This is a genomic window from Citrobacter sp. MGH105 (genome assembly GCF_001037485.2).
Classification (GTDB): domain Bacteria; phylum Pseudomonadota; class Gammaproteobacteria; order Enterobacterales; family Enterobacteriaceae; genus Citrobacter; species Citrobacter portucalensis.
Genome location: NZ_CP073048.1, coordinates 4,546,683 through 4,559,100, shown reverse-complemented (window position 1 = coordinate 4,559,100; position 12,418 = coordinate 4,546,683). Strand labels below are relative to the sequence as shown.

Sequence of the window (12,418 nt, the reverse complement as noted above, 5' to 3'; positions counted from 1 at the left end):
GGTTACACAATGCACATACTGGATTCATTACTGGCTTTTTGTGCCTATTTTTTTATTGGCGCGGCCATGGTGATCGTTTTTCTGTTTATATACTCAAAAATCACGCCGCACAACGAGTGGCAACTGATTAAAAATAATAATACGGCAGCGTCACTGGCCTTTAGCGGCACGTTGCTGGGCTACGTTATTCCATTATCCAGCGCGGCAATTAACGCCGTCAGCATTCCGGATTATTTCGCCTGGGGCGGCATCGCGCTGGTGATACAACTCGTCATTTACGGCGGTGTGCGTTTATACATGCCGGCACTGAGTGAAAAAATTATTAACCATAATACTGCAGCGGGATTATTTATGGGAACTGCTGCCCTGGCGGGGGGCATTTTTAACGCCGCCTGCATGACATGGTAATGGACGATCATGGCAAGAAAACGTAAATCTGGAAACAAAAACAGGGTGCCAGGGCATTCTGCCATCACGCGAATTGGGCGCCCGGCGAACCCCTATGCAAAAAAACGCAGCCGATACAGTGGAAAATACCTGACGCTGGCCATTATGGGCGGAGCGGCATTTTTTGTCCTCAAAGGATGTGCTGATGACGGCAATACCGATAATGATGGTGACGGTACTTTTTACTCTGCAGTGAGTGAATGCATTGACGATGGCAATAGCGCCACCGTTTGTGCCGATGGCTGGAACAATGCGAAAACAGAGTTCTACTCCAGTCTGCCAAAGCAAATGAACAAGCAGAGCTGTCAGACGCAGTTTGGCGACTGCTATCTCGATAGTACCGATCAAAGCTGGGTGCCGATATTCTCCGGTTTTTTACTCAGCCGCGTCATTCGCAAAAATCGCGACGAACAATATGTTTATAGCAGCGGCGGTTCTTCCTATGCTTCGCGCCCGGTCTGGCGTACGACTTCCGGGGATTACAGTTGGCGTTCCGGTAGTGGAAAACATGATACTGCAACCAGCCATAGTTATACGACGAAGAAAGTCTCGACGGTTTCACGCGGCGGCTACGGGCGTTCGTCCAGCGCGCGTGGGCACTGGGGAGGTTAACGATGCTGCGACATGATGTCCCTGTTCGCCAGGATTTGGACCGGATCGCCTACGATCACGGCTTTGATTTTCATATTATCGATAACGAGATTTACTGGGATGAGAGCCGGGCATACCGCTTTACGCTCCGGCAAGTGGAAGAGCAGATCGAAAAACCCACTGCGGAACTGCACCAGATGTGTCTGGATGTCGTCGAACGAGCAGTTAACGACGAACAGATTATGCAGCAACTGGCGATCCCGCCGCTGTACTGGGACGTTATTGCCGAAAGCTGGCGCAATCGCGATCCCTCCCTGTACGGCCGCATGGATTTTGTCTGGTGCGGAAATAACGCCCCGGTCAAGCTGCTGGAGTACAACGCGGATACGCCAACGTCGCTTTATGAGTCAGCGTATTTCCAGTGGCTATGGCTGGAAGATGCGCGTCGCAGCGGGGTGATCACACGCGACGCCGACCAGTACAACGCCATTCAGGAGCGGCTAATCTCCCGTTTTGCTGAGCTTTATAGCTCAGAGCCCTTCTATTTTTGCTGCTGCGAAGATACTGACGAAGATCGTACCACGGTGTTGTATTTACAGGATTGCGCGCAGCAGGCCGGGCAAGAATCACGGTTTATTTACGTGGAGGATCTGGGTCTTGGCGTTGGCGGCGTTCTCACTGACCTTGACGATAACGTCATTCGTCGCGCCTTTAAGCTCTATCCCCTGGAGTGGATGATGCGAGATGAGAATGGCCCCTTGCTGCGCCATCGCCGCGAACAGTGGGTTGAGCCGTTGTGGAAGAGTGTGCTCAGCAATAAAGGGCTAATGCCTTTGCTGTGGCATTTTTTTCCCAACCATCCCAACCTGCTGCCTGCCTGGTTTGACGGTGAAACGCCACAAATTGCGGCTGGTGAAAGCTATGTACGCAAACCGATATTTTCTCGAGAGGGGGGTAACGTTACCATTTTTAATGGTCAGCAGCAGATAGTGGAGCATGCTGAGGGGGATTATGCGGAAGAACCGATGATCTATCAGGCATTTCAGCCATTACCGCGCTTTGGCGACAGCTACACGTTGATTGGCAGTTGGATCGTGGATGATGAAGCCTGTGGTATGGGGATCCGCGAGGATAATACTTTGATCACTAAAGATACTTCTCGTTTTATTCCTCATTATATTGCGGGCTAACCGTACTTTTGTGATCTCCCTCCGTCGCGAATAATGTGGTTCTGACCATACTTAAAGCGACGGCCATTGACGGAGGGAGACACAATGCACTGGCAAACGCATACCGTTTTTAACCAACCTGTACCGCTCAATAACAGTAACTTATATTTGTCCGACGGCGCACTGTGCGAAGCGGTTATCCGCGAAGGCGCTGGCTGGGACAGCGATCTTCTCGCCAGTATTGGTCAGCAGCTAGGGACTGCCGAGTCGCTCGAACTGGGCCGTCTGGCCAATGCTTTTCCACCTGAACTGTTGCGCTACGACCCGCAGGGGCAGCGGCTGGATGATGTGCGTTTTCATCCTGCCTGGCATTTGCTGATGCAGGGATTATGCGCCAACCGCGTACATAATCTGGCCTGGGAAGAAGATGCGAGGCAGGGAACATTTGTTGCCCGGGCGGCCCGTTTCATGCTGCATGCGCAGGTGGAAGCTGGCACGTTGTGTCCGGTGACCATGACTTTTGCCGCCACGCCGCTGTTACTTCAAATGTTACCCGCCCCCTTTCACGACTGGCTTACGCCGCTGCTAAGCGACCGTTATGACTCGCATTTACTGCCAGGTGGGCAAAAGCGTGGGCTGCTTATCGGCATGGGCATGACTGAGAAACAGGGTGGTTCAGATGTGCTGAGCAATACCACTCAGGCAGAACGTCTTGCTGACGGCTCGTATCGGCTGGTGGGACATAAGTGGTTTTTCTCCGTGCCGCAAAGCGATGCCCATTTAGTGCTGGCCCAGGCTAAGGGAGGATTGTCCTGCTTTTTTGTGCCGCGATTTTTACCTGACGGGCAGCGTAATGCTATCCGTCTTGAGAGATTGAAAGATAAGTTAGGCAACCGCTCCAACGCCAGCTGCGAGGTTGAATTCCACGATGCGATTGGCTGGCTATTGGGTGAAGAAGGGGAAGGTATACGCCATATCCTGAAAATGGGGGGGATGACGCGTTTTGACTGTGCGCTCGGTAGTCACGGTATGATGCGGCGTGCTTTTTCCGTCGCGATTTACCATGCGCACCAGCGGCAGGTCTTTGGCAAGCCATTGATTAAACAGCCGATGATGCGTCAAGTGTTAGGTCGGATGGCGCTCCAACTGGAGGGTCAAACGGCGTTACTGTTTCGACTGGCGCGGGCCTGGGACCGCCGTGCTGATGCTAAAGAAGCGCTGTGGGCCAGATTGTTCACACCAGCGGCGAAATTCTCCGTTTGCAAAAGCGGTATGCCATTTGTGGCAGAAGCGATGGAAGTGCTGGGTGGGATTGGCTATTGCGAGGAGAGCGAGCTGCCGCGTTTGTATCGTGAAATGCCGGTAAACAGTATCTGGGAAGGCTCTGGCAACATTATGTGCCTTGATGTATTGCGGGTACTGACCAAACAACCCGGCATGTACGATATGCTCAGCGAAGCCTTTGCGGAAGTCAAAGGGCAAGATCGACATTACGATCGAATGGTACGTCAGCTCCAGCAGCGTTTACGTAAACCCAGCGAGGAGATGGGAAGGGAGATTACACAGCAGCTTTTCCTGCTCGGTTGCGGGGCGCAGATGTTGCGTTATTCTTCTCCGCCAGTGGCGCAGGCCTGGTGCCAAATGATGCTTGATACGCGGGGGGGACTACGATTGTCTGAGCAGGTGCTGAATGATTTGCTTCTGCGGGCAACGGGGGGATTACGGTAATAATATGCCTGATGGCGACGCTTTCGCGTCTTATCATGTCTACAGTTCACTGTAGCTCAGATAAGTTTACGCCATCCGGCAATGTGTTAAGCATAGAGTATGGCCTGTACGCGCCAGTTGTCGGGCTGCTGATCTTCGTACATTTGAATGATCCGATACCATGAGGCACCTTGTTCATCCGCTTTTAACGCGACAACACGTTCTACATCCTGCGGATTTCCTGCAATGTTACTGACAGATATCTGGCCAATTTCGTTCAGGCCAGTAACACAGTCAGCACTGGCGAATTCGGCAGACTGCGCCGTAGTACCTACCAGTCCGGCAGAAAGCAGCAGTGAGGATAAGGCAAGTGATTGTTTCATCGTCAGCTCCATTATTCGTACCCCTACACACGGCAGGGCATTCCATCGCGATAATAAACCTCAAGCTTCCTGCTGTTGGTTTATTGTGCACAGGTAAACGCATAGGGGCGCAAAGCAATGTAAAGCTGACTAAATTTCAACCCAATGTTATTTACGATACAAAATAGCCTGTGAATACCATTGGCCTGTCACGATAGTTTCATCCACTAATAAAACCACGTAGTAATCAGCTTTAGCCGCGGCGGCTTTGGCACGGATCTCTGCCAGCGCATCATCCGGAGAGCCTCTTACCAGTGCGCTAACCGTCCCTAATCGCTGTAACCCATTACTCTGGTCACGGCGGATCTCCTGCGGGTGGTCGGCAACGGGCGGTGCGGGTTGCGGCGTTCCCTGTAGCACGCTACAGGCGCTTAAAAACATAACCAACAACAAAGAGGCAAACCGACGCATAACTCTATCTCGTTTCCTGATAGCCATAGTGTAGTGCCTTATTAATTTCCCTTTAGGGGAATGTTCCCGAATTGTTATCTCTCACGCGATTTTCGAATGAAAATGTTGCGAAAGCGTAACCCAGTTCTCAACATTATGAATCATTGCCGAACACATTCGCTTGCGTTAAGTATTGCTGCATGGCATACCAGAAAGAAAGAGGCGACAAATGATCGAAATTGAAACACGACAGTTGGCGGGTATCCCTGTCCTGCACGCCGTTCCGGCTGGCAAACGCGAATGTTCACTCCCTTGTATTATCTTCTATCACGGGTTTACCTCTTCAAGCCTGGTTTACAGCTATTTTGCCGTTGCGCTGGCTCAGGCCGGGTTCCGCGTCGTCATGCCAGATGCGCCCGACCATGGCGCTCGCTTCAAAAGCGATGCCCAGGTGCGAATGCACCGCTTCTGGCATATTTTGCAGCAAAATATGCAGGAGTTTACGACGTTACGTGCGGCGCTGGTGGCGGAAAATTGGCTTTCAGATGAGCGGCTTGCCGTCGGTGGGGCGTCGATGGGGGGAATGACAGCATTGGGCATAATGGCGCGCCATCCTGAGGTTAAATGTGTAGCTAGCCTGATGGGTTCTGGCTATTTTACCCGGCTTGCGCAGACGCTGTTTCCCCCTTTACTGGTTCAGACCCCAGAGCAGCAGGCGGAATTTGATACCGTTATCGCCCCGCTTGCCGAATGGGATGTTACGCATCAGTTACCACGCCTCGCTGACAGGCCGTTGCTGCTGTGGCATGGACAGGATGATGATGTTGTACCGGCTGTTGAAACTTTCCGCTTACAGCAAGCGCTGATTCAGGCAGGTTTGGACAACAATCTGACCTGCCTGTGGGAAGCGGGCGTACGACATCGCATCACGCCAGAAGCGCTGGCTGCGACGGTGACGTTTTTCCGCCAGCACCTTTAAACGCGCATAATGCTCACGCCCTGAGCTTCGAGCTGTTGTAGGATCTCAGGGTTCGCATTTTTGCCGGTAATCAGCATATCGATTTGATCGGCGCGGCTGAACAGCATCCCCGCGCGTTCACCGACTTTACTGCTATCGACCAGTACCACCAGTTTGCCCACCACGTTAAGCATCTTCTGCTCCGCCATCGCGGTGAGCATATCGGTTTTATACAGTCCATCTGCGGTCAACCCTTTGCCACTGGTGAACATCCAGTGCCCGGCATACAGGCTATTTTCACTGCCTTGCGGGCTAAGCGTGATGGATTGGCTTTTGTTATATTGCCCTCCCATGATGATCACGCTGTCATGCTCCTGGTCGATCAGATAGTTTGCCAGCGGCAGATAATTAGTGATGATCTGCACCGGCTTGCCGCACATTTCGCGACCCAGCAGAAAGGCGGTCGATCCGCAGTTGATCACCACGCTTTCACCCGCATTCACAAGCTGGGATGCCGCCTTGGCAATGCGAACTTTTTCATCGTGGTTCTGTGCCTGGTGCAGATTCATTGGCGTCCAGCGCGGTCGCTGCTGGGTAATAGCTTCTGCGCCGTTGCGGACTTTCTTGAGTTTGCCGCTTTCATCGAGTTTGTTGATATCCCGGCGTGCTGTGGCGGGTGAAATCCCCAGACGCTCAATCACGTTCTCAACGGTAACAAAGCCCAACTGCGCCAGCATATCCAGCAATATTTGATGTCTTTGTGCTTCAGTCATGAGCTATTCCGATACAAATTGATTTGAAAAGATGATATTTGAAATAGCCTGGAAATACTAAAGTAAATGGGAAAAAATGCCGGGATGGCCCGGCATTTTGTGTGGATCACAAGAACGATTTAAATGGTAAATCCGGTTCAATCGTGAAGCAGTCGTCAAAGCCGCGCGGATAGTGATATTCAAAGTTATCTTTGTCCAGCGGCCAGGTGAACTTGCCACCCACCTGCCAGATAAAAGGCTTAAAGCCATACTTCAGCCGATCCTTTTTCATCTCCCACAGTACGCGGATCTCCTGAGGATCGGCCTGGAAGTTTGACCAGATATCGTGATGGAAAGGGATCACCACTTTTGTATTCAGGGCCTCCGCCATACGCAGCATGTCGGAACTGGTCATTTTGTCCGTAATACCCCGTGGGTTCTCGCCGTAGGATCCGAGCGCGACGTCGATCTGGTGCTCATTGCCATGCTTTGCATAGTAGTTGGAGTAGTGTGAATCACCGCTGTGATAAAGCGTACCGCCCGGCGTTTTGAACAGATAGTTTACGGCACGGGCATCCATACCATCCGGCAGCACACCTGCCGCTTTTTGATCGGCAGGAAGCGTGATCAATGCCGTACGATCAAACGCATCAAGCGCGTGAATTTCAATATCTTTCACTTTCACCACATCGCCAGGTTTTACCACGATGCAGCGCTCTTTTGGTACACCCCAACCGATCCACAGATCCACACAAGTCTGCGGTCCAATAAACGGCACGTCGTCGGCACAGTTCTGCATGACGGCTGCCGCAACATTTACGTCGATGTGATCGTTATGATCGTGCGTGGCCAGCACCGCATCGATCTGACGAATGGCAAACGGATCAAGAACAAACGGTGTGGTGCGCAGGTTTGGCTGCAGTTTCTTCACGCCCGCCATGCGTTGCATCTGGTGACCGGTTTTCATCAGCGGGTTACCGTGACTCTGTTTACCCGTACCGCACCAGAAATCGACGCAGACGTTAGTTCCGCCTTCAGACTTTAGCCAAATTCCGGTACAGCCAAGCCACCACATAGCGAAAGTGCCGGGTGCGACCTGTTCCTGCTCGATCTCTTCATTGAGCCAGCTTCCCCACTCCGGGAATGTGCTCAGAATCCATGATTCACGCGTGATGCTTTTTACTTTACTCATCGCAATTACCTTCATGTTTGTTCAAGTTGAATCAAATTATGATTTGTTTTGATTGATACTGACATCATTTTCTCAAGAAGGCAATGCGCTGATTTTTGGTGTTGAATGGGAAAATGTGAACAAATTACAACGTGACAACATGGTTTATATGAAATGTATTTTTGTATTTTATTGTTTTAAATGAATTTATTTTGACGTGTATGAATTTGAAGTAAATCCACTCTGCAAGTAAGAGAATTATTTGCGTACTTCATCACATTTAATCAAATTCAATCTTGTTGTGATTACTTTTGAAAATTAGAGTGAGGGCACAACATCCTGGGCATCTGTAATGAATGTTCAGCAACTTCGTCTACTGGAGATCGTTATGGAGATCCTCTACAACATCTTTACCGTCTTTTTTAATCAGGTCATGACCAATGCACCGTTGCTGTTGGGTATTGTGACCTGCCTCGGCTATATCCTGTTGCGTAAAAGTGTCAGCGTCATTATCAAAGGCACGATCAAAACGATTATCGGTTTTATGTTATTGCAGGCAGGGTCGGGCATTCTGACCAGCACGTTTAAACCGGTGGTGGCGAAGATGTCTGAGGTTTACGGTATCAATGGCGCGATCTCCGATACCTATGCCTCCATGATGGCAACCATCGAACGAATGGGTGATGCCTACAGTTGGGTAGGGTACGCCGTACTGTTAGCGCTGGCGCTGAACATTTGTTACGTACTGCTACGGCGTATTACCGGTATTCGAACCATCATGCTGACTGGGCACATCATGTTCCAGCAGGCGGGGCTGATTGCTGTCTCTTTCTACATCTTTGGTTACCCGATGTGGACCACCATCATCTGTACCGCGGTGCTGGTGTCGCTCTACTGGGGCATTACCTCCAATATGATGTACAAACCGACGCAGGAAGTAACTGACGGCTGCGGTTTTTCCATCGGTCACCAGCAGCAGTTCGCCTCATGGATTGCTTACAAAGTCGCGCCGTATCTGGGTAAGAAAGAGGAGAGCGTAGAAGATCTCAAGCTGCCAGGCTGGCTGAATATCTTCCATGACAACATCGTTTCCACCGCGATTGTGATGACCATCTTTTTCGGGGCGATCCTGCTCTCTTTCGGCATAGATGTGGTTCAGGCGATGGCGGGTAAAACCCACTGGACGGTCTATATCCTGCAAACCGGTTTTTCGTTTGCTGTCGCTATCTTCATCATCACCCAGGGCGTACGTATGTTCGTTGCTGAACTTTCAGAAGCGTTCAACGGTATCTCTCAACGTCTGATCCCCGGGGCGGTGTTGGCTATCGACTGCGCAGCGATTTACAGCTTTGCCCCCAACGCGGTGGTCTGGGGTTTTATGTGGGGCACCATCGGTCAACTGATTGCGGTAGGTATTCTGGTTGCCTGCGGCTCTTCCATCCTGATTATCCCAGGCTTTATCCCGATGTTCTTCTCGAACGCCACTATCGGCGTATTTGCTAACCACTTTGGCGGCTGGCGCGCGGCGCTCAAGATTTGCCTGGTGATGGGGATGATCGAAATCTTCGGCTGCGTTTGGGCGGTTAAGCTCACCGGTATGAGCGCCTGGATGGGCATGGCGGATTGGTCAATTCTGGCACCGCCGATGATGCAAGGCTTTGCCTCCATCGGCATCGTGTTTATGGCCGTCATTATTCTGATTGCACTGGCTTATATGTTTTTCGCAGGACGCACGTTGCGCGCTGAGGAAGACGCAGAAAAACAACTGGCAGAACACTCTGCTTAATAAGGAGTTCCGATTATGACCGTACGTATTCTGGCTGTGTGTGGCAATGGGCAGGGCAGTTCCATGATCATGAAAATGAAAGTGGACCAGTTTTTAACCCAGTCAAATATTGACCATACGGTGAACAGCTGCGCCGTGGGTGAATACAAAAGTGAACTGAGCGGTGCGGATATCATCATCGCTTCTACGCATATCGCCGGTGAGATTACCGTTTCTGGCAATAAATATGTCGTTGGCGTACGCAACATGCTGTCTCCTGCCGATTTTGGACCAAAACTGCTGGAAGTGATCAAAGCGCATTTCCCGCAGGACGTGAAGTAAGGGGCGGCATATGAAATTACGTGACTCGCTGGCAGACAATAATTCCATCCTTTTGCAAGCCGAGGCCAGTACCTGGCAGGAAGCGGTAAAGCTTGGTGTGGATCTGTTGGTTAAGGCTGATGTGGTTGAACCACGCTACTACCAGGCCATCCTTGATGGCGTTGAGCAGTTTGGCCCGTACTTTGTGATTGCGCCAGGCCTGGCAATGCCGCACGGCCGTCCGGAGGAAGGGGTTAAGAAAACCGGTTTTGCGCTGGTGACGCTGAAAACGCCGCTGGTGTTTAACCACGAAGATAATGACCCGGTCGATATTCTGATAACGATGGCGGCAGTTGACGCCAACACGCATCAGGAAGTGGGCATCATGCAGATCGTGAATCTCTTTGATGACGAAGCCAATTTTGACCGTTTACGCGCCTGCCGCACCGCGCAGGAAGTGTTGGATTTAATTGATAACGCCACTGCGGCGGCTGTTTAAAAGGATACCAAAATGTCATTACCTATGTTGCAGGTTGCGCTGGATAACCAATCAATGTCTTCCGCGTATGAAACGACGCGTTTGATTGCCGAAGAGGTCGATATCATTGAGGTGGGCACTATTCTTTGCGTGGCAGAGGGCGTGCGCGCCGTACGCGATCTGAAGGCGCTTTACCCGCATAAAATTGTGCTGGCGGACGCCAAAATTGCCGATGCGGGAAAAATCCTCTCTCGCATGTGTTTCGAAGCCAACGCTGACTGGGTCACCGTCATCTGCTGTGCGGATATCAACACCACCAAGGGGGCACTGGAGGTGGCGAAAGAATTTAACGGTGATGTACAGATTGAACTGACGGGTTACTGGACCTGGGAGCAGGCGCAAGAGTGGCGTGACGCGGGCATTGGGCAAGTTGTGTATCACCGCAGCCGTGATGCGCAGGCAGCGGGTGTGGCGTGGGGAGAGGCGGATATCAGCGCGATCAAACGCCTGTCCGAGATGGGCTTTAAAGTCACTGTCACTGGCGGTCTGGCGCTGGAAGATCTGCCGCTGTTCCAGGGAATTCCGATTCACGTATTTATTGCCGGTCGCAGCATTCGCGATGCCGCCTCTCCGGTGGAAGCGGCCCGTCAGTTCAAACGTTCTATCGCCCAGCTGTGGGGATAAGGAGCGACTATGTTGTCGAAACAGGTCCCGCTCGGTATTTATGAAAAAGCACTCCCCGGCGGGGAGTGCTGGCTGGAGCGCTTGCAGCTGGCGAAGGAACTGGGCTTTGACTTTGTCGAAATGTCGGTTGATGAAACCGACGCTCGCCTGGCGCGTCTTGACTGGAACCGCGAGCAGCGACTGGCGCTGGTGGCCGCTATCGCCGAGACAGGGATACGGGTGCCGTCCATGTGCCTGAGCGCTCATCGACGTTTCCCGCTGGGCAGTGAAGATGATGCGGTACGCGAACAAGGGCTGGAGATCATGCGTAAAGCGATTCAGTTTGCGCAGGATATCGGTATTCGCGTTATTCAACTGGCCGGTTACGACGTCTATTACCAGCAGGCCAATAACGAAACGCGTCGTCGGTTTCGCGATGGGCTGAAAGAAAGCGTAGAGATGGCGAGCCGTGCACAGGTGACGCTGGCGATGGAAATCATGGATTATCCACTGATGAATTCGATCAGTAAGGCGCTGGGATACGCTCACTATCTCAACAATCCGTGGTTCCAGCTGTATCCCGATATCGGCAATTTGTCGGCGTGGGACAACGATGTGCAGATGGAGCTGCAGGCGGGAATGGGGCATATCGTTGCCGTACACGTGAAGGATACCAAACCCGGCGTATTCAAAAATGTGCCGTTTGGTGAAGGGGTTGTCGATTTCGAACGTTGTTTTGCGACGCTCAAACAGAGTGGGTATTGCGGGCCATACTTGATTGAGATGTGGAGTGAAACGTCGGACGATCCGGCTCGTGAAGTGGCGAAGGCGCGCGACTGGGTGAAAGCGCGTATGGCCAGCGCCGGTCTGGTGGAGGCGGTGTAATGCAAAAACTCAAACAGCAGGTTTTTGAGGCCAATATGGATCTGCCGCGCTACGGGCTGGTGACGTTTACCTGGGGTAATGTCAGCGCCATCGACCGCGAACGCGGGCTGGTGGTGATTAAGCCCAGCGGCGTCGACTACCAGACAATGACAGTGGACGACATGGTAGTTGTGGATCTGCACGGCAACGTGGTGGAAGGACGCTATCGTCCTTCTTCCGATACCGCCACCCATCTGGCGCTGTATCGTCGCTATTCCTCTCTTGGCGGCGTGGTGCATACCCACTCAACCCACGCGACGGCATGGGCGCAGGCAGGTCTGGCAATTCCTGCGCTAGGCACGACGCATGCGGACTACTTCTTTGGTGATATCCCCTGCACCCGGGCGTTAACTGAAGCGGAAGTTCAGGATGAGTATGAGCTGAATACCGGCAGGGTGATTGTTGAAACGCTGGGGGAGGTGGAACCTTTGCATACGCCAGGCGTAGTGGTGTACCAGCATGGCCCGTTTGCCTGGGGCAAAGATGCTCATGACGCGGTACATAACGCGGTGGTGATGGAAGAGGTGGCAAAAATGGCATGGATTGCGCGTGGCATTAATCCGGCTCTTAGCCCCATCGACAGTTATCTGATGAATAAGCACTTCATGCGTAAGCACGGCCCAAATGCCTATTACGGGCAGAAGTAGGAAAAAACGTTCC

At 52.1% G+C, this 12,418-nt stretch carries 15 protein-coding genes; 11 read left to right on the top strand and 4 right to left on the bottom strand.

Annotated elements, in window-relative coordinates; translation table 11 throughout:
* Window positions 1-9: 9 nt before the first annotated feature.
* From SK35_RS21850 to SK35_RS21835, 4 genes are all read left to right on the top strand, one after another.
* Complete coding sequence (locus tag SK35_RS21850; protein WP_003830474.1) at window positions 10-408, top strand: DUF350 domain-containing protein; 399 nt, start codon at window positions 10-12, stop codon at window positions 406-408.
* A gap of 9 nt (window positions 409-417) precedes the next feature.
* Entirely contained in the window at window positions 418-1,059 is a 642-nt protein-coding gene (locus SK35_RS21845) for a DUF1190 domain-containing protein (RefSeq protein ID WP_048215084.1), read from the top strand.
* Window positions 1,060-1,061: 2 nt separating this feature from the next.
* Window positions 1,062-2,228, top strand: a complete 1,167-nt coding sequence (locus tag SK35_RS21840) for a glutathionylspermidine synthase family protein (RefSeq protein WP_048215083.1) — start codon at window positions 1,062-1,064, stop codon at window positions 2,226-2,228.
* Window positions 2,229-2,312: 84 nt separating this feature from the next.
* The gene (locus SK35_RS21835) at window positions 2,313-3,935 is read left to right on the top strand and encodes an isovaleryl-CoA dehydrogenase (RefSeq protein ID WP_048215082.1); all 1,623 of its coding nucleotides are present in this window, start codon (window positions 2,313-2,315) and stop codon (window positions 3,933-3,935) included.
* Window positions 3,936-4,021: 86 nt separating this feature from the next.
* Here the strand turns inward: SK35_RS21835 and yjfN are convergent, their stop codons facing one another.
* Together yjfN and bsmA are read right to left on the bottom strand one after the other, a co-directional pair.
* Window positions 4,022-4,297, bottom strand: coding sequence for a DUF1471 family protease activator YjfN (gene yjfN, locus SK35_RS21830; RefSeq protein ID WP_003830465.1), 276 nt, complete (start codon window positions 4,295-4,297; stop codon window positions 4,022-4,024).
* 147 nt (window positions 4,298-4,444) lie between these two features.
* Window positions 4,445-4,774: a biofilm peroxide resistance protein BsmA gene (bsmA, locus tag SK35_RS21825; RefSeq protein WP_057066585.1), complete on the bottom strand. Its 330-nt coding sequence runs from the start codon at window positions 4,772-4,774 to the stop codon at window positions 4,445-4,447.
* A 181-nt stretch (window positions 4,775-4,955) separates the two neighbouring features.
* Between bsmA and yjfP the strand changes: the two genes are divergently transcribed.
* Window positions 4,956-5,705: an esterase gene (yjfP, locus tag SK35_RS21820; RefSeq protein ID WP_048215081.1), complete on the top strand. Its 750-nt coding sequence runs from the start codon at window positions 4,956-4,958 to the stop codon at window positions 5,703-5,705.
* Here yjfP and ulaR read toward each other — a convergent pair.
* Both ulaR and ulaG read right to left on the bottom strand, forming a co-directional pair.
* Complete coding sequence (ulaR, locus tag SK35_RS21815; protein WP_003025646.1) at window positions 5,702-6,457, bottom strand: HTH-type transcriptional regulator UlaR; 756 nt, start codon at window positions 6,455-6,457, stop codon at window positions 5,702-5,704. The two genes, yjfP and ulaR, sit on opposite strands and share 4 nt — an antisense overlap.
* A 106-nt stretch (window positions 6,458-6,563) precedes the next feature.
* Window positions 6,564-7,628: an L-ascorbate 6-phosphate lactonase gene (gene ulaG / locus SK35_RS21810; RefSeq protein WP_003025649.1), complete on the bottom strand. Its 1,065-nt coding sequence runs from the start codon at window positions 7,626-7,628 to the stop codon at window positions 6,564-6,566.
* Window positions 7,629-7,995: 367 nt separating this feature from the next.
* On the opposite strand from ulaG, the gene ulaA reads away from it, so the two are divergent.
* The 6 genes from ulaA to SK35_RS21780 are packed head-to-tail and all read left to right on the top strand — an operon-like array spanning window position 7,996 to window position 12,405.
* On the top strand, window positions 7,996-9,393 hold the full coding sequence (gene ulaA / locus SK35_RS21805; RefSeq protein ID WP_003830456.1) for a PTS ascorbate transporter subunit IIC: 1,398 nt from the start codon (window positions 7,996-7,998) through the stop codon (window positions 9,391-9,393).
* Window positions 9,394-9,408: 15 nt separating this feature from the next.
* Entirely contained in the window at window positions 9,409-9,714 is a 306-nt protein-coding gene (ulaB, locus tag SK35_RS21800) for a PTS ascorbate transporter subunit IIB (protein ID WP_003025655.1), read from the top strand.
* Between the two features lie 10 nt (window positions 9,715-9,724).
* The gene (gene ulaC, locus SK35_RS21795) at window positions 9,725-10,192 is read left to right on the top strand and encodes a PTS ascorbate transporter subunit IIA (protein WP_006686330.1); all 468 of its coding nucleotides are present in this window, start codon (window positions 9,725-9,727) and stop codon (window positions 10,190-10,192) included.
* A gap of 12 nt (window positions 10,193-10,204) precedes the next feature.
* Window positions 10,205-10,855: a 3-keto-L-gulonate-6-phosphate decarboxylase UlaD gene (ulaD, locus tag SK35_RS21790; RefSeq protein ID WP_003025660.1), complete on the top strand. Its 651-nt coding sequence runs from the start codon at window positions 10,205-10,207 to the stop codon at window positions 10,853-10,855.
* 9 nt (window positions 10,856-10,864) lie between these two features.
* The gene (locus tag SK35_RS21785; protein ID WP_008786014.1) at window positions 10,865-11,719 is read left to right on the top strand and encodes an L-ribulose-5-phosphate 3-epimerase; all 855 of its coding nucleotides are present in this window, start codon (window positions 10,865-10,867) and stop codon (window positions 11,717-11,719) included.
* Window positions 11,719-12,405, top strand: a complete 687-nt coding sequence (locus SK35_RS21780) for an L-ribulose-5-phosphate 4-epimerase (protein ID WP_048215080.1) — start codon at window positions 11,719-11,721, stop codon at window positions 12,403-12,405. Before SK35_RS21785 ends, SK35_RS21780 begins: the two co-directional genes overlap by 1 nt.
* Window positions 12,406-12,418: the final 13 nt, after the last annotated feature.